The organism is Lentilitoribacter sp. Alg239-R112 (genome assembly GCF_900537175.1).
Taxonomy (GTDB): Bacteria; Pseudomonadota; Alphaproteobacteria; order Rhizobiales; family Rhizobiaceae; genus Lentilitoribacter.
The window spans coordinates 1,225,324-1,243,199 of sequence record NZ_LS999833.1 but is presented as its reverse complement, the minus strand read 5'-3'; the positions used below and the strand labels follow the sequence as shown (position 1 = coordinate 1,243,199).

Below are 17,876 nucleotides of genomic sequence, written 5' to 3'. Positions count from 1 at the left end.
TAATCAATAGTTTAATTCTGGTTTTAGGAGCGCTCCATCTTGAAACGATCAATGGGTGTTCTTAGTTATAATTGTTGGCTCCGTTTGAGCCCAGTAAATTACCTATCCGCAGCGCAACATTAGTAAACGCGCGGATATCTGAAAGGAACTTGTATGACTGAAGAGATCAATCCGGAATCCCAAGCATTGGATAATAAGGTCGGTGACGAAAGTTTCCCGTTATTACCGTTGCGAGATATTGTGGTGTTTCCGCATATGATCGTACCGTTATTTGTGGGGCGTGAGAAATCTATAACTGCGCTTGAAGAGGTTATGGGATCTGATAAGAAGATCCTTCTTGCTACTCAAAAAGATGCTGGTGATGATGACCCAGATCCAACGGGCATATTTGAGATTGGCACAATAGCACACGTCCTACAGTTACTTAAGCTTCCCGATGGGACGGTCAAAGTACTTGTTGAAGGTAAGGCACGTGCCGAAATTAGAGAATTTACGAAGACCGAGGGCCATTTTGAAGTTATTGCCGACGAGCTAATAGAACCCGAAGATGATTTGGTTGAAGTTGAAGCGCTTTCGCGCTCAGTTGTGTCTGAATTTGAAAATTATGTGAAGCTTAACAAGAAAATTTCGCCGGAAGTCGTAAGTGCTGCTGGCCAAATTGATGATTTTTCTAAACTTTCTGATACGATCGCGTCGCATCTTGCTATAAAAATTGGCGAGAAACAGGATATGCTCAATACGATTAGTGTGAAAGAGCGTCTTGAAAAATGCTTTGGCTTTATGGAAGGCGAGATATCAGTTCTTCAAGTTGAGAAGCGTATTCGATCGCGTGTTAAACGCCAGATGGAGAAAACTCAGCGCGAGTATTATCTGAATGAGCAGATGAAGGCTATTCAGAAAGAACTTGGTGAAAATGAAGAAGGTGGTGATGAGCTTTCAGAATTAGAGACGCGCATTGCTAAAACCAAATTCTCTAAAGAAGCGCGCGAAAAAGCCGATGCTGAGTTTAAAAAACTCCGTCAGATGAGCCCAATGTCTGCGGAAGCGACAGTTGTTCGAAACTATCTTGATTGGTTGCTTGGTTTGCCGTGGGGGAAATCGTCACGCATCAAAGTTGATTTGAATAAAGCTGAAAAGATTCTTGATGAAGATCATTATGGTCTTGAAAAAGTCAAAGAACGCATAATCGAATATCTTGCGGTTCAAACCCGGACGGCAAAAATTAAGGGACCAATCCTTTGTTTAGTTGGTCCTCCAGGTGTTGGTAAAACGTCACTTGCAAAATCAATCGCGAAAGCGACAGGACGCGAGTATGTTCGCATGGCACTTGGCGGGGTTCGCGATGAATCTGAAATTCGCGGTCATCGCAGAACATACATAGGTTCAATGCCAGGAAAAATCGTCCAATCGATGAAGAAAGCCAAGAAGAATAACCCACTGTTTTTGTTGGATGAAATTGACAAGATGGGTAATGACTTCCGTGGTGATCCATCATCAGCATTGCTTGAAGTACTTGACCCTGAACAGAATTCTACATTCATGGATCATTATCTTGAAGTTGAATATGATCTGTCCAAAACCATGTTTGTAACGACTTCGAATACATTAAATATTCCCGGTCCTTTGATGGACCGCATGGAAATTATTCGTATCGCTGGTTACACAGAGGACGAGAAGCTAGAAATTGCACGTCGGCACTTGTTGCCAAAAGCAATCCGCGATCATGCGCTGGCAGAGGATGAATTTTCGGTCTCTGACAAGGCGCTGCTTCAGATTATTAGATCCTATACAAGAGAGGCAGGCGTTCGCAGTTTAGAGCGTGAATTGTCCAAACTTGCTCGTAAAGCAGTTACGAAAATTTTGAAAACCAAAACTAAAGTTATTGATATAACCGAGGATAATCTTTCTGAATTTTTGGGGGTTCCTGTCTTTCGTCACGGGGAGGCGGAAGGTGAAGATCAAGTTGGTGTCGTCACCGGTCTTGCGTGGACAGAAGTTGGGGGTGAATTGCTCACAATTGAGGGTGTCATGATGCCTGGTAAAGGTAAGATGACAGTCACTGGAAATTTGAAGGACGTCATGAAAGAGTCGATCTCTGCCGCTGCTTCCTATGTTAAATCACGTGCTGTAGATTTCGGTGTTGAGCCTCCAATGTTCGATAAGAACGATATTCATATGCACGTCCCAGAGGGCGCAACACCAAAGGATGGCCCTTCTGCTGGTATAGGTATGGCTACAGCTATTGTTTCTATTATGACTGGAATACCTGTTCGCAAAGACATTGCAATGACCGGTGAAGTTACATTAAGAGGCCGAGTATTGCCTATTGGCGGATTAAAGGAGAAACTCTTGGCAGCTCTGCGGGGTGGCATCAAAACCGTGTTAATCCCAGAGGAAAATGCAAAAGATTTGGCTGATATTCCTGATAATGTGAAGAACGAAATGGATATTATTCCTGTTTCCATGATGGATGAAGTCATTAAAAATGCACTTCTTCGAGTGCCAGAGGCAATAGAATGGACGCCACCTGCGGAGATCGCTAGTGGTACTGATTCTACTACAGGTGCTGTAGCGCACTGAATTATTTATACATATTAAGTAGAAAGGCCGGATTTCCGGCCTTTTTTTATGGGGAATATAGCAATTTTTGCAAAATACTTGTCTATTAGGTCACTAGAATTCTTGTGTAGGGCCTTGGAATAGATAAACTCTCGGCAGTTATTAACTGAGTCGTCTGATGCGATCGAAAGGGATTGTTATGAATAAAAATGAACTTGTATCAGCTGTTGCTGAAAAAGCTGGTCTAGCTAAAACAGAAGCTGCAGCAGCAGTTGAAGCTGTTTTCGGAACAGTGACTTCTGAGCTTCAAGCAGGTGGCGACGTGCGCCTAATTGGTTTCGGAAACTTCACAGTAGGTCATCGTGCGGCTTCTAAAGGTCGTAACCCATCTACAGGTGCTGAAGTTGATATCCCTGCGAGAAACGTTCCAAAGTTCTCTGCTGGTAAAGCTTTGAAAGAAGCCGTAAACAATAAATAATTTACTATATCTGTAGAACCCTTGAGCAAACCGTTCAGGGGTTTTATTTTATTTGACAATGGAACAAAACTAGAACATAATAAAAACAATTAGTGAATTGGAGTATGTTATGACCTATTTTATGCGTGATTGTGCAGCCCTTTTATCTATTTCTATGTTTATCGGTAGTTGTTGTGTCCTTTTGTCTTCGTTTTAAAAACTGTGAGGCATTCTTATTTTAGCTTCTCTATCGCCTCTCATTGTTCGATAATGGGTTATGCTGTCTAATACAGCATTTGTTATCGATACTCAGAAGTGGTGATACTTAATATGAGCTCTCCAAACTTTGTAAATCTTAGAGTTCATTCAGCATATTCTTTGCTTGAGGGCGCGCTTCCTATAAAGACGCTGCTGAAAGCTGCTATAGACGATAATCAGCCAGCGCTTGCCATCACAGATACCAATAATCTGTTTGGAGCGCTTGAATTTTCCATTAAAGCGACTGGAGATGGTATTCAGCCGATCATTGGCTGCCAGCTTAGCATCGATATGGAAGATGCGGAGGAAAAAGAGCCGAAGCAAGGTCGTGAATATCTACGCGAATATCCAACACTTGTTTTTTTGGCTGCAACGGATCAGGGCTATTCAAATCTTGTTGAACTTCTTAGCCGGGCTTATCTGCATGGTTCTGATGATGAAGCCACACATATTATGTTTTCATGGTTGGAGGGTCGTACAGATGGTCTGATTGTTTTATCGGGTGGTGCCTTTGGCCCGATCAATCTACCACTGAAAGAAAACAAGCCCAAAGTTGCTGAAGAACGGTTGCGCCGTTTAGAAGCTTTGTTTCCCGATCGATTATATATGGAATTGCAGCGTCAGCGCGGCTACGACAGGTCTCTCGAAGCTCGCATTGTAAACCTTGCTTATGATCACCGCCTACCACTTGTTGCCACGAATGAAGCTTTTTTCCCTACTCAAAATGATTTTGATGCCCACGATGCTCTGATGGCAGTCGCGCATAATACTGTTGTTGCGGATGATAATCGTTTTAGGCTCACCGAGGATAATTATCTTAAATCTCGGGATGAGATGGTTCAGTTATTTTCTGATATTCCTGAAGCTATCGCAAATACGGTTGAAATTGCAACTCGATGTTCCGCGATACTTACTGAACGTGATCCGATCCTGCCTCGCTTTACAGGCAATGATGGTGGTGAAGATGCCGCGTTAAAGGCAGAGGCAGATGAGCTTCGTCGGCAGTCTATTGAGGGCCTGAAGATGCGCCTTGAGGATTATGATTTGCCTCCTGGTTATACGCTTGAAGATTATCAGGATCGGTTGAAGGTTGAGTTAGATATTATCGACGGGATGAAATTTCCCGGCTATTTCCTGATCGTTGCTGATTTTATTAAATGGGCAAAAGATAATGATATTCCCGTTGGGCCAGGGCGCGGTTCTGGTGCTGGCTCGCTTGTTGCCTATGCTTTGACGATTACAGACGTTGATCCCTTGCGCTTTTCACTTCTGTTTGAGCGGTTTTTGAACCCTGAGCGCGTGTCTATGCCCGATTTTGATATCGATTTTTGTCAAGATCGACGCGAAGAAGTGATTAAGTATGTTCAGCAGAAATATGGCCGTGAACAAGTTGCCAGTATCATTACCTTTGGTAGCTTACAGGCGAGGGCGGCTTTGCGCGATGTAGGCCGTACCCTACAGATGCCATATGGCCAGGTTGATCGTATTTGCAAATTGGTTCCCAACAATCCAGCTAACCCGACACCTTTGCATAAAGCTATTGAAGAAGAGCCAAAATTTGCAGAAGCCGTTGAAGAAGAGCCTATCGTTGGTCGCCTATTGGATATTGCTCAGAAGCTAGAAGGGCTTTACCGTCACGCATCAACACATGCTGCAGGCGTGGTGATTGGTGATCGACCATTATGGCAATTGGTACCGATGTATCGTGATCCGCGTTCTGCAATGCCGGTAACCCAGTATAACATGAAATGGGTTGAAAAAGCCGGCCTTGTTAAGTTTGATTTTTTGGGTTTGAAAACGCTTACCGTTATCAAGACTGCGGTTGACTTTGTCGCGCAGAACGGAACGCAGATTGATATCAACACAATACCATTTGATGATCAGAAATCTTACGAGATGATGTCTCGCGGTGAGACCGTGGGTGTGTTTCAGGTTGAATCGGCAGGTATGCGTAAAGCGCTTATTGGGATGAAGCCTGACCGTATCGAGGATATTATTGCGCTTGTGGCGCTTTATCGTCCAGGTCCCATGGAAAATATTCCGGTTTATAATGCGCGTAAGCATGGTGAAGAAGAGCTTGCATCCATTCATCCTAAAATTGACTATCTAATCGAAGAAACCCAAGGCGTGATTGTTTATCAGGAACAGGTGATGCAGATCGCACAGGTTCTTTCTGGCTATTCGCTTGGCGAAGCTGATCTTTTGCGCCGTGCTATGGGTAAGAAGATTAAAGAGGAGATGGACAAGCAGCGCGTACGTTTTGTTGAAGGTGCTGTTAAGAATGGTGTGTCGAAACCACAAGCGGATATGATTTTCGACTTGTTGGCTAAATTTGCCAACTACGGTTTTAACAAATCACATGCCGCCGCTTATGGAATTGTTTCATACCAGACAGCCTACCTTAAAGCTCATTATCCAATCGAGTTTTTAGCTGCCTCGATGACACTTGATATGGGTAATACGGAAAAGCTCGTTGATTTCCGGCAAGATGCTATCCGCCTTGGTATCGATGTTGTTGCTCCATCCGTACAGACATCATTCCGGCATTTTCAGACCGGCGATGAATGTATTTACTATTCACTCTCTGCAATCAAAGGCGTTGGAGAAGCCGCCGTCGATCATATTGTTGAGATGCGTGGCGACGAGCCTTTCAAGTCAATTGAAGATTTTTGCAAACGCGTAGATCCGAAAATGGTCAATAAACGGGTGCTTGATAGCCTCATCTGCGCGGGTGCGTTGGATTGTTTTGGTTTTGAGCGGGCGCAACTTATTGCCGGTCTTGAACGGATTATGGGGTTCGGGCAGAAAATTTTTGCTGACAGAGCATCGGGGCAAAGTGATATTTTTGGTTTGGATACAGGCGGAGAGGGCGAAACTATCCAGTTTAACGCTGTTACACCCTGGCTTCCGGCTGAAAAGCTACAAAGAGAATATCAGGTTCTTGGGTTCTATCTTTCCGCCCACCCACTTGATACCTATTCGGAGGTGTTGGATAAAAAACGTGTTCAGAAATGGGCTGACTTCTCTGTTGCGGTGAAAGCGGGTGCGACGGCGGGTCGATTGGCTGGAACTGTATCTGGTTTTCAGCAACGTAAAACACGCACAGGCAACAAAATGGGTATCGTGACATTGTCTGACAGTACAGGGCAGTTTGAAGCTGTTTTGTTTTCCGAAGCTCTTGCTCTTCATCGCGAGCTTCTTGAGGCTGGTAAATCTCTTATATTGACCGTGAATGCAGAAGAACGGCCTGAGGGAATTGGATTGCGTATTCAATCAGTGCAGTCGCTTGAGATGGAATCTGTTCGAACGCAGAAGGAATTGCGGATATTCTTACGTGATAGTGCTGCCTTAAGTGCTGTCACCGCCCATCTTAATGCAAAGGGAAGCGGGCAGGTATCCTTTATCGTGATTAAGGATCAGGGTGATCGTGAAATTGAAATTGAACTTCCAGAGAGATATAAAATCTCACCGGAAATTGCAGCTGCCATGAAATCAGCTCCAGGTGTTGTGGATGTCGAGCTGGTTTAAGTTTATTTACCGTCAAATTTTGGTTTGCTCTTAAACGTATAACCCGTTTGCACAATATCAACACCAAACTTTGCTCTCATCTTATCGATAGCACCTTCGGCTTCGGCACGTTTTGCTGCCTGGATATCAACAAGATCAGTAGGGTCTGCTTGTTCTGGATCGCAAAGGTCATTGATGCCAATTCCAAGTAATCTGAATTTGGTGCCGTCTGTCTCTGTTTTTAGCAATTCCAAACCATTTCGAAATATTTTATCCGCCAGCATGGTGGGATCAGATAAACGGCGATTGCGTGTTCTGGATTTGAAATCATTTGTTTTAAGCTTTAAAACCACTGTATGACCAGCGATTTCAGATTTTTTAAGCCTTGCGGCTACCTTCTCACTAAGTGAACGTAAGATAGGTGCTAGTTTATCGAGATCTGAAACATCATTGAAAAATGTTGTTTCAGACGATACGCTTTTTGCTCCAGAGTTGGGGCGAACACTTCTATCATCTATACCCCGCGCTAGATTATAAAGACGCGACCCCATAATTCCATAAGAACGTAGGAGATCTGCTTTCTCCATGGTTTGGAGTTGTCCGATCATAGTGATATTGTCTTTTGCAAGTGTTTTGGCAAAGGCTTTTCCCACTCCCCAAATCTTGGTCACTGGTAAGTTCGCCAAAAAATCAATCGCTTCTTCTTTTCCAACAACAAAAAAACCGCGAGGTTTATCCTGGTCTGAAGCAACTTTTGCCAGATATTTGCAATAAGACAGGCCAACGGAAACACTTATGCCGACTTCATCTTCTATTTTTCTGGAGAATCTGGCAAGCGTTTCTGCTGGCGGCATACCATGCAAGCGTTCAGTCCCGGATAGATCAAGAAAAGCTTCATCAATCGAAATTGGTTGAACTAGTGGTGTGAGTTCCTGCATTAGATGCCGGACTTGTTTTCCAACCTTGGCATACTTCTTCATATCTGGCGGGATAACAACTGCATCTGGACAGGCATCCAACGCTTTAAACATCGGCATTGCAGAGCGTACGCCGTGAATTCGTGCCACATAACAAGCTGTGGAGACAACGCCGCGCTTGCCGCCACCTATAATAACAGGTTTATCTGCGAGTTCTGGATTATCCCTTTTTTCAACTGACGCATAAAAAGCGTCACAGTCTATATGTGCTATGCTTAGCTGAGATAGTTCTTTATGCCGAAGAATTCGGGGACTGCCACAAGATCTGCAGCGCTTCCGTTCAGGTGAGGCTTTTGTAAAGCAATCACGGCAGAATCCTGAGAGCAGCATGGAAGCACCTAAAAAGAACAAAGATCGAACACTTTGACTTTAGACGGAACTCAAGGAGGGCTCAAGTAAATAGTTGAAGTAGATTTATGCGGTCCTCATTTTAAATTTTGCCGACTATAAAATCTTTGATCTCCAGCCAATTTTCAGCTTCAAAAGTGCCTGAAGTTACTGCAGGCGATATCGCTTTGAATTCATCATTAGCCATTATGTGGATTGAGTGTGTTTCAGGTGAATGTTCTTTGCTTGATTTATGATTATAAACCATGTCATCGATAAAGAACGAGGCATGTTTATTGTAAGAAGTTAGCTGTTTAATGAGTGGTCCTTTTGCGCCTTCGGCAGCAAAAAGCGGAAAGGGCATGTCAAACGAATCTAATAATTCACGCCTTTGCATGTAATATTCAGGTGGCATTGCCGTCAGAAACACAATATTTGCAGTTGTAGATAGCTCATGAAGCGTATTTGCTGCTGTGGGAACCGCTGTTTGCCATGTTAACTGATTTGCATAAAGTTCATTAATCATACGGCTAACGGTTCGATCGTCGACTGCGCCCCCCGTATCTTTTGCAATTATGTTTCCATGCAGAGCAAAGCTATTGCTGACTAGATCTAGGTTTAGAGAATTAAGGAAGTTTCTAAACGGTGTTAAAAACTCAATCACAACCTCATCCACATCACATATGATGGTTGGTTGATTATTTAGTTCACGTCTAAGATCCGCAATATTTAGCATCTACCAACCATTGTTAACTTGTCCGCCAAGTGATTGGAATGCTCGAGCTACATCTTCTGGTCTTTCATTCTGGGCTGAGCAATAGCTCAATAGCGTTGGCTCGTGGTTCATAATAAAACCGAGGACACCTGCAAGAAAGCCTTGTTCCTGTGCTGCTTCCCTTATTTGAGAAGGATCTAAACCGGATAGACCAACAAATCGGTTAAATAGCTCGGGATCGGTTGCGATCCAGCTTAGCACATCGATTGCGATACTCTCTGCTTTTTCCAATTACAAATTCCTTAATGCTTTGGCGAGAATTTTGAGTATAAATTACCATTTCTTCAACTAAATCGCGCTAGGATGCAATGGAATTGGGAACGAGTTTGATTGTTTTGGGCAAATAAATGACGAAAAAAGTTATGATTGTTGAAGATAATGAGCTGAATATGAAGCTCTTTACTGACCTCATCGAAGCTTCTGGATACGAAACAATTCAGATTATGAATGGACTGGAAGCGGTGGAACTTGCCAGAACTCACAAGCCTGATCTTATCCTAATGGATATTCAATTGCCGGAAGTCTCTGGTCTTGAGGTCACGAAGTGGCTCAAGGATGATGATGAATTACATAGTATTCCTGTTATCGCTGTCACGGCTTTTGCCATGAAAGGCGATGAAGAGCGCATTCGTCAGGGTGGTTGTGAAGCATATATATCGAAACCAATTTCAGTGCCTGGATTTTTGCAGACCATTAAAAGTTTTCTAGATAATAAAGCTGCGGAGTAAATAGTATGACCGCACGTGTTTTAGTTGTTGATGATATTCCGGCGAATGTGAAATTGCTAGAGACACATCTGTTGGCCGAATATTTTGATGTATTGACCGCTGAAAATGGCCTTTCTGCATTGGAAATTTGCGACAAAACGCAAGTCGACTTGATATTGCTCGATATAATGATGCCCGGCATTGATGGTTTTGAAGTGTGTCGCAGGTTGAAGGCAAATCCGAAGACCACACATATCCCAGTAGTGATGGTCACCGCGCTCGATCAACCGGAAGATCGTGTTGAGGGTTTAAAATGCGGCGCAGATGACTTTTTGACTAAGCCAGTTAATAATATGCAGCTAATGGCGCGTGTGAAAAGTTTACTGCGTTTGAAAATGCTTACGGATGAGCTTCGCGTTCGCGCCGGAAATAATTCGGTGATAGATGATGTTGATGAAAAACCTTTGAATAAAAGCGGGATTGACGAGAAAGGCATGACGTTACTTGTCGATGGTCGCGTCAATTCTCAGGACCGAATAACACGTGCTATATCTGGTATCGCAGATGTTGATATTATTTCGGATGCTGAAACAGCGCTTTTTCATGCTGGTGAAAATCCATATGAGCTTATTATAATCAATGACAACTTGCCGGGTGTTGATCCCTTGCGAATATGTTCGCAATTGCGGTCACGGGAAATTACGAGATTTGTACCTATTCTTGTCATCTTGCAGACTGGCGACGAACCAAAAGTAGTTCGTGCTCTTGATATCGGGGTAAATGATTACATTCTACAACCGCTAGACCCAAATGAGTTATATGCCCGTTCACTAACGCAGATTAAGAGATCTCGATTTAGCGAGAAACTGCGTGAGAGCCTGAATAAATCTGTCGAACTTGCTGTAGTTGATCCGTTGACCGGTTTAAATAATAGACATTTTCTTGATGCTTATATGGGTAAGTTAATAGCCAGAGCTAAACGGCGAAACACACCTATTTCGATGCTTATTACCGATATTGATAAGTTTAAGAATGTGAATGATACTCATGGTCATGATGCCGGTGATGAAATTTTGCGAGAGTTCGCTCGCAGGCTCCGTGCTTCAGTGCGTGGTGCTGACCTTGCATGCCGCTTTGGTGGTGAGGAATTCGTGGTCCTTATGCCAGATACGACTGCGGAGATGGCTGCACAGATTGCTGAGCGTCTTCGTGCAGCAATTGAAACATCGGCATTCAATTTGCCGGGTGATACAGGGCAGCTAGAACTCACTACGTCGGTAGGTGTTACGAACTACGATCCAGAGCAGGATTCAAGCGAAACGCTTATTAAGCGTGCTGATGATGCGCTCTATAAAGCAAAATCTGATGGGCGAAACAGAGTTGTTTTACAAACTGTCGCCTAACTGAAAAATCATATTTTGATACCATTTTGTAGCAATATACGTTTTCTGTTTATTGTATTGAATAGTAACTCATTGAATTTATGTAGAAAATTTACGTTCAGGCGAAAAACTTGATTAAAGTACAATTTTAGGCAATGATTGTACTAATTGTATTGACGAGTAAAACCATTTTGTAACTTTAGATACCCCATGATGTTCAGGTCCGCCGCATCTCCTGGGTCGTGGGGTGGTCGGTCAATATACAGCTTCTCGTGGCCTCCTCGTACCACTTCTGTTGTGTTGGCCGACCCACAAATAAACCCGCTTGTCTTGCAACAAGCGGGTTCTTCAATTCGAAACTGCAAAAAATTAGATTACTTAATCTTAGCTTCTTTAAATTCAACGTGTTTACGCACGACTGGATCGTATTTAGTTTTAACCATTTTTTCAGTCATTGTACGGCTGTTCTTCTTGGCTACATAGTAGAAACCAGTGTCAGCAGTTGACTGCAATTTAATTTTAATTGTTGTTGCCTTGGCCATTGGGGCTACCTTCTTTAAAAAAAATGATGCCGTGGGGATTCTTCCATCCACGGCAAACTTGACGCGAAATTACAAATCGCTGGCTAAAAGTCAAGTCTATTATACAATCTTATGCTCAAAAATGGCAAGATTACCAAGGATTGCCAAAACTGCCCAAATTCAAAACGTCATTTATTGGATATATGCAGCGTTTTCGTAGTGTGGGGGAGTGTGCGGTCTTCATTGAGTGAATGTCTGAGGTGGTTTAATATTCGTGCTGTTATGTCCGGAAAATCCAGATTCTGTGGAGATTGTACATCGACCCATTGCAATTCTGTTAATTCATTACTGTCTTTTAATGTCGACAGATCCATTTCAACTTCATCGCAGAAACAGGTAAAAAACCGTGTGTCATAACGACGATTCTGACCAAGCGGGGTAATGGCGCGAGCAATATATCTTAAATGTGACAGGTCAAATAATTCGCCGTTTTTTGATAGATGGAGTGATGTTTCCTCATGAAGTTCTCTGGCCGCAGCGATCGCTAAGGAATGAGCTGTCGCGTGTGAAAATCGGCTATGGGTGCGTTCCATAAGCTTGGACACTACTGCTTCATTCAGTCGTGTGTCAGATTTAACCCGCCAATCGCTGCTATCTTTTCTTCCACCGGGAAAAACAAAGACGTTTGGCATAAAGGCGTGTCTAGATGAACGTTTACCCATCAAAACCGCAGGACGTTCTTTGTCTCGGTCTAAAAGCAAGAGAGTGGCTGCGTCTTTAGGTTTCAATGGGATATCACTTTTATACTTGAGTTGAACTACTTAGGGTCATCATAATCTGGTTTTTCACCAAACCCATGCATACGTAATGCCCATTGCAAGCCAACAACAGCACCCTTTACGGGCTGTAATAGCAGAAGGGATGAAATAGCTGTGATTGGAATCCAAATGAGGAGGTGTTGCCATACTGCGAGCTGATAACTCATTTCCGCAAACATAAAGCCAGCAACGACAATATGACCAATAATCATGACAACAAGATAGGCAGGCAAATCATCTGCACGATGATGATGCAAATCTTCACCACAATTACTGCATTGATTTGTGACTTTTACATATTTATCAAAAAGACGGCCTGTACCACATTTTGGACAACTACTTTTAAAACCACGCTTCATTGCGAGTGAAAGAGGGCGCTCGAACTGCACCGTTTCATTTTGATATACTTCAGTTTCAGACATCAGAAATTACCTTCTGCGTTTTGCTTTGCGTGGTGGACGGGTTCCAGCTTTTCGACCTTTCTTCGTTTTATGAAAAGATCGCGCTCCCATTGGAATTTTCTCGCCCTTGCTCAGCATGTCAAATCTTAAAGCTCCGGCAAGTGGAATAGCTTCTACGAGCTTTACATCCACTTGATCACCTAAACGGAAACCGAGGCCACTTCTATCACCAACCAAGGCTTGATGCGCTTCATGGTAGATGAAGTAATCAGTTCCTAATTTGGATATGGGTATAAAACCATCTGCGCCGTATTCTGGCAACGAGACAAATAGTCCTGCTTTGGTCACACCTGCGATTCGGCCAGTAAATTCACCATCAATCCTGTCGGCAAGATAATGTGCAATGAGGCGATCTTGAGTATCGCGCTCGGCACCGGATGCCCGCCGTTCAAAATCAGAAATATCTCCCGCAATCGTATCAAGTATTGCCTCTTCATCAGGTGTTATTCCGCCTTGACCAAGGTGATGGGATCCAACAAGCGCGCGGTGAACAATAAGGTCAGCGTAACGGCGAATTGGGGATGTAAAATGTGCGTACTTTCGCAAATTTAGACCAAAATGCCCTTGATTATCAGGACTGTACACAGCCTGACTTTGCGAGCGAAGGACCATTTCATTGACCATTACTTCCGTAGCTTTACCTTTTGCTGCGGCAAGAATACCGTTGAAATGATTGGCTCTAAGATTTCCACCCTTAGCAAGTGGGATATCTAATGTTTGCAGAAATTCACGCAAAGTTTCTTGTTTGGAAAGTGATGGCGGTTCATGAACGCGGTAAATAAGATGCTGACGTTTAGTTTCAAGCGCTTCTGCGGCCGCCACATTGGCTTGTATCATACATTCTTCAATGAGCTTATGCGCCTCAAGACGATCAGGCACATAAATACGATCCACCATGCCTTTATCGTTTAAGATTATACGGCGCTCAGGTAGATCAAGTTCAAGCGGCTGACGGCGGGTACGCCCAATTTTTAGTATTTCATAAGCTGCCCAGAGCGGTTTAAGTACGCTCTCAAGGATTGTACCTGCTTGCTCATCAGGTTTGCCGTCGATAGCACTTTGTGCCTGATCATAGGATAGGCTCGCGATGCTTTTCATCATGATGCGATGAAACGAATGGCTGATCTTTCGACCTTCTTTACTGAAAGAAATTTTGGCTGCGAGTGCAGGGCGGTCTACACCTTCTTTAAGAGAGCAAAGATCGTTACTTATACGCTCAGGCAGCATGGGTATTACGCGATCTGGGAAATAGACAGAATTTCCTCTGATGCGCGCCTCGCGATCCATAGGGCTATCGGGGCGAACATAGTAAGATACATCTGCAATAGCGACATAAAGAATAACACCGCCTTCATTGGCTGGATTGGTATCCATCTCAGCATAAACAGCATCATCATGATCTTTTGCGGTTGCTGGATCAATTGTGATGAGAGGTACATCCCGCCAATCTTCTCGTTTGTCCATGTTAGCAGCCTCTGCGGAGTCAGCTGCATCCAGAACCGCTTGGGGAAAAATGTGCGGAATTCCGCGCTCATGCACCGCAATCATGGTAATGGCTTGTTCTGAACCCATGGAGCCAATCACTGCGGTAATTTTTGCGCGCGGTAGGCCTAAGCTAGAGGTGTGTAAGCTTTCTACCTCCACAAGGTCGCCATTTTTTGCGTCACTCGTCATATCAGGTGAGATGACATATTCTTTTCCGCGTTTATCAATGGGTAAAACTCGCCCACCTGCTTGTCCGGCATTTTCCACTTCCGTACGAAAAATGCCCATTGTGCTGGCAGCTTTCTTAGAAAGTACCTTCATCACTTTGGCGACATAGGCAGGGCCTTCGCGATGTGAATTTGGGCTAATTCGCGCGAGAACGCGATCACCTAAACCGGCAACAGGGTTATTACTGCGCGACTTTGCTCCGCCACTTCTTGCGCGTGATAACGATTGGTGAATAAGAACTGCAGGGGCGGCGCCATCGGGATCACGCCAGGCAGAGGGGCGTCCAATAAGATCACCGCTGTCATCGCGCTTGGTAATGTCAAGTGTTGTCACAGATGGCATGCTATCGGGACGAGAAAGTTTCTTCCGGTTTTTGCTAAGATAACCTTCCTCTGTTAACTCATGCAAAATATCCTTGAGTACGGCTCTATGGTCACCTTTAACGCCAAATGCTCTCGCAATATCACGTTTTGAAGCACGTTCTGGATGTTCTGCAATAAAACGCATTATCGCAGATTTATCCAGTTTAGCGCGACTATCTTTAACCGGTTTTCCTGAGGTTAACTTTGTTGGCTGTTTTGCCAAACTCTACTCCTCAGCCGTCTTTTTAGCTGTCGCCTTTTTTGCAGGAGCTTTTTTCGCTGTGGCTTTTTTAGCAGGAGTTTTCTTTTTAGCTGCGGGTTTCTTCTTCGCCGGGGCCTTTTTCTTTTTGCCTTTGGTTGCAGCTTTTGCGTTCACAAGTTCAACTGCTTGTTCGAGTGATACATCTTGCGGGTCAGTGCCATTTGGAAGTGTGGCATTGATTTTCTCCCACTTCACATAAGGTCCATATCGACCGTCCATAACAGCTAGTTTCCCGCCGTCTGGATGATCACCCAGCTCCTTAAGGGCAGTTGCCGCTTTTCGACCGCGACCAGGCCCTGCTGCCACTTTTTCTGCAATGACAGTAACTGCTCGGTTCAAGCCGATTGAAAACACATCTTCGATTGATTCAACATTGGCATAGGTGCCGTCATGAAGAACAAACGGACCGTAACGACCCAGACCAGATGAAATCATTTTACCGGTTTCCGGGTGCGCACCAATATCTCTTGGTAAAGAGATAAGGGCCATCGCACGTTCATAATCAATGCTCTCTGGGGCCCAGCCTTTCGGCAAACTCGTGCGTTTTGCTTCTTTGCCTTCACCGCGTTGTACATATGGGCCGAAACGTCCGGAACGAAGCGTCACCATTTCATCGGTGTTTGGATCTTTACCTAATTCTGTTGGTTCGTTTGAAGTTCCCGCTTGGGCTTCCCCATTTTCTCCTTTGGTAAGCTGTCGTGTGAACTTACATTCGGGATAGTTTGAACAGCCAACAAATGCACCATAGCGACCAAGTTTGAGCGAAAGAGCACCATCGCCGCATGTTGGGCAATTACGAGGATTTTGACCATCTCCTCGATCAGGAAAAGCAAGTTCTGCCAGTTCTTCATTCAGCGCGTCAAGGACGTTGGTTACGCGCAATTCCTTTGTACCGTCGATATTTTCCTGAAATTTCGTCCAAAAATCGCGCAGTACATCTTTCCATTTAAGTTCGCCAGCTGAAATTCTATCCAGTTGATCTTCAAGATCCGCAGTGAAGCTGAACTCTACATAACGCTCGAAGAAATTACCTAAAAATGCCGTAACAAGACGGCCCTTTGGTTCCGGTATTAACTTCCGTTGTTCGGATTTTACATAGTCACGGTTTGAAAGTGTAGCCAAAGTGGAAGCATATGTTGAAGGACGGCCAATGCCGAGCTCTTCCATTTTCTTAATCAGCGAAGCTTCAGAATAGCGAGGTGGCGGCTCAGTAAAGTGTTGAGTTGAATTGATTTTTTCACGTACAGCGTCTTCGCTCTGATTAATGAGCGGAAGACGTTTGTCATCACTTTTATCACTTGTGGATGTGTCCTGATCATCCTTCTGGTCAATATATGCAGCCATGAACCCATCAAAACGAACGACCGATCCGTTAGCGCGTAATGTTGCGTTCTTTCCTGAGCCAGAAGCTGCGATATCAACCGTTGTCCGCTCAATCTCAGCCGACGCCATTTGGCTGGCAATTGCACGTTTCCAGATAAGGTCATATAGTTTGACTTGGTCATCATCAAGGAACTTACGAACAGATTCAGGTGTACGGTCAAAGCTAGTGGGGCGAACAGCTTCGTGAGCCTCTTGCGCATTCTTTGCTTTTGTTTCGTAGTGCCGTGCTTTGGAAGGGCAGTAACGATCACCGAATTGATTTGTAATGGCTGCACGTGCTTCATCAATTGCTTCAGGTGCCATTTGCACACCATCGGTACGCATATAAGTGATCAAACCGGCCGTTTCTCCACCTATATCGATGCCTTCATATAGCTTTTGCGCAACTTGCATGGTGCGAGATGCATTAAATCCCAACTTGGAAGATGCTGCCTGTTGCAAAGTGGAGGTTGTAAATGGCGGAGATGGATTTCGCTTGGTTGGTTTTGCTTCAACTTTATCAACATTAAATGATGCATTTTCGAGCATCGTCTTAATCGATTCGGCCGATTCGCCATTTGCAATCGATAGTTTTTGCAGTTTGTCACCATCAAAAACTGTCAAACGAGCATTGAATAAATCACCTCTTGGCGTCTTCAAATCGGCAGTAATCTGCCAATATTCATCCTTGATAAATCTCTCGATTTCCGTTTCTCTGTCACAAATAAGGCGAAGCGCAACAGATTGTACACGACCAGCAGATCGTGCGCCCGGCAATTTGCGCCACAGAACAGGAGATAGATTAAAGCCAACGAGATAATCTAAAGCACGACGAGCAAGATAAGCATCCACAAGCGGGGTATCTATATCGCGTGGATTTGCCATCGCTTCGAGAACTGAATTTTTTGTTATAGCATTGAAAACAACGCGTTTTACATCTTTTCCCTTTAGTGCTTTTTTCTTTTCTAGAATATCCAATACGTGCCATGAAATTGCTTCACCTTCGCGATCCGGATCGGTTGCGAGATACAATGTATCGGAATCTTTGAGCGCGTTTGATATGTCTTTTAGGCGCTTATTGGAGGCAGTATCTGTCTCCCAGAGCATTGCAAAATCCTCATCAGGATCGACTGATCCATCTTTGGCTGGAAGGTCTCTAACGTGGCCAAATGAAGCAAGGACTGTATAATCAGATCCTAGATATTTGTTTATGGTTTTTGCTTTGGCGGGCGACTCGACAACAACGACGTTCATTCTATCTCACACATATATAAGTAAAAATTCATTTCTGGTGGCAGCATTAGCAAATGGACACTGAATGAGTTTAGGTCAAGCTTTTTCAGCAAAATATTTCCAAACACAACGCAATACAACTAAAAAGAGTTTAAAAGTGTATTGCAATTTAAAATAATCATAATAGGATAATAT

The 17,876-nt window shown here is 44.0% G+C and carries 13 protein-coding genes; 5 read left to right on the top strand and 8 right to left on the bottom strand.

Translation table 11 applies throughout. From position 1 onward, the window contains the following. Positions 1 to 153: 153 nt before the first annotated feature. From lon to dnaE, 3 genes are all read left to right on the top strand, one after another. Positions 154 to 2,580 carry an endopeptidase La gene (gene lon, locus G3W54_RS06440; protein ID WP_162652277.1) on the top strand — a complete coding sequence of 809 codons (2,427 nt, stop codon included), beginning with the start codon at positions 154 to 156 and terminating at the stop codon, positions 2,578 to 2,580. Positions 2,581 to 2,758: 178 nt separating this feature from the next. Next, positions 2,759 to 3,037: an HU family DNA-binding protein gene (locus G3W54_RS06435; RefSeq protein WP_162652276.1), complete on the top strand. Its 279-nt coding sequence runs from the start codon at positions 2,759 to 2,761 to the stop codon at positions 3,035 to 3,037. 309 nt (positions 3,038 to 3,346) lie between these two features. Then, entirely contained in the window at positions 3,347 to 6,802 is a 3,456-nt protein-coding gene (gene dnaE / locus G3W54_RS06430; protein ID WP_162652275.1) for a DNA polymerase III subunit alpha, read from the top strand. 2 nt (positions 6,803 to 6,804) lie between these two features. Here the strand turns inward: dnaE and G3W54_RS06425 are convergent, their stop codons facing one another. The 3 genes from G3W54_RS06425 to G3W54_RS06415 all read right to left on the bottom strand — a co-directional run bounded on the left by G3W54_RS06425 (position 6,805) and on the right by G3W54_RS06415 (position 9,091). Further along, the gene (locus G3W54_RS06425) at positions 6,805 to 8,088 is read right to left on the bottom strand and encodes a DNA polymerase IV (RefSeq protein WP_162652274.1); all 1,284 of its coding nucleotides are present in this window, start codon (positions 8,086 to 8,088) and stop codon (positions 6,805 to 6,807) included. A gap of 100 nt (positions 8,089 to 8,188) precedes the next feature. Further along, a complete protein-coding gene (locus G3W54_RS06420; RefSeq protein WP_162652273.1) occupies positions 8,189 to 8,821 on the bottom strand; it encodes a hypothetical protein in 633 nt (210 codons plus the stop codon). Beyond that, positions 8,822 to 9,091, bottom strand: coding sequence for a DUF3572 domain-containing protein (locus G3W54_RS06415; RefSeq protein WP_162652272.1), 270 nt, complete (start codon positions 9,089 to 9,091; stop codon positions 8,822 to 8,824). It abuts the gene before it with no gap. 116 nt (positions 9,092 to 9,207) lie between these two features. Between G3W54_RS06415 and G3W54_RS06410 the strand changes: the two genes are divergently transcribed. Beyond that, positions 9,208 to 9,588 (top strand): response regulator, encoded by a 381-nt coding sequence (locus G3W54_RS06410; RefSeq protein WP_162652271.1) that lies wholly within the window; start codon positions 9,208 to 9,210, stop codon positions 9,586 to 9,588. Between the two features lie 5 nt (positions 9,589 to 9,593). Continuing rightward, on the top strand, positions 9,594 to 10,970 hold the full coding sequence (locus tag G3W54_RS06405) for a PleD family two-component system response regulator (RefSeq protein WP_162652270.1): 1,377 nt from the start codon (positions 9,594 to 9,596) through the stop codon (positions 10,968 to 10,970). A gap of 353 nt (positions 10,971 to 11,323) precedes the next feature. Here the strand turns inward: G3W54_RS06405 and rpmG are convergent, their stop codons facing one another. The 5 genes from rpmG to topA form a co-directional block, all read right to left on the bottom strand. Next, complete coding sequence (gene rpmG / locus G3W54_RS06400; RefSeq protein WP_162652269.1) at positions 11,324 to 11,491, bottom strand: 50S ribosomal protein L33; 168 nt, start codon at positions 11,489 to 11,491, stop codon at positions 11,324 to 11,326. A 167-nt stretch (positions 11,492 to 11,658) separates the two neighbouring features. Continuing rightward, entirely contained in the window at positions 11,659 to 12,258 is a 600-nt protein-coding gene (locus G3W54_RS06395) for an NUDIX hydrolase (RefSeq protein WP_244627844.1), read from the bottom strand. 29 nt (positions 12,259 to 12,287) lie between these two features. After that, on the bottom strand, positions 12,288 to 12,710 hold the full coding sequence (locus tag G3W54_RS06390; protein ID WP_162652268.1) for a DUF983 domain-containing protein: 423 nt from the start codon (positions 12,708 to 12,710) through the stop codon (positions 12,288 to 12,290). 6 nt (positions 12,711 to 12,716) lie between these two features. Further along, positions 12,717 to 14,969, bottom strand: a complete 2,253-nt coding sequence (gene rnr, locus G3W54_RS06385) for a ribonuclease R (protein ID WP_162653584.1) — start codon at positions 14,967 to 14,969, stop codon at positions 12,717 to 12,719. A gap of 81 nt (positions 14,970 to 15,050) precedes the next feature. Next, positions 15,051 to 17,702, bottom strand: coding sequence for a type I DNA topoisomerase (topA, locus tag G3W54_RS06380; protein ID WP_162652267.1), 2,652 nt, complete (start codon positions 17,700 to 17,702; stop codon positions 15,051 to 15,053). Positions 17,703 to 17,876 lie beyond the last annotated feature (174 nt).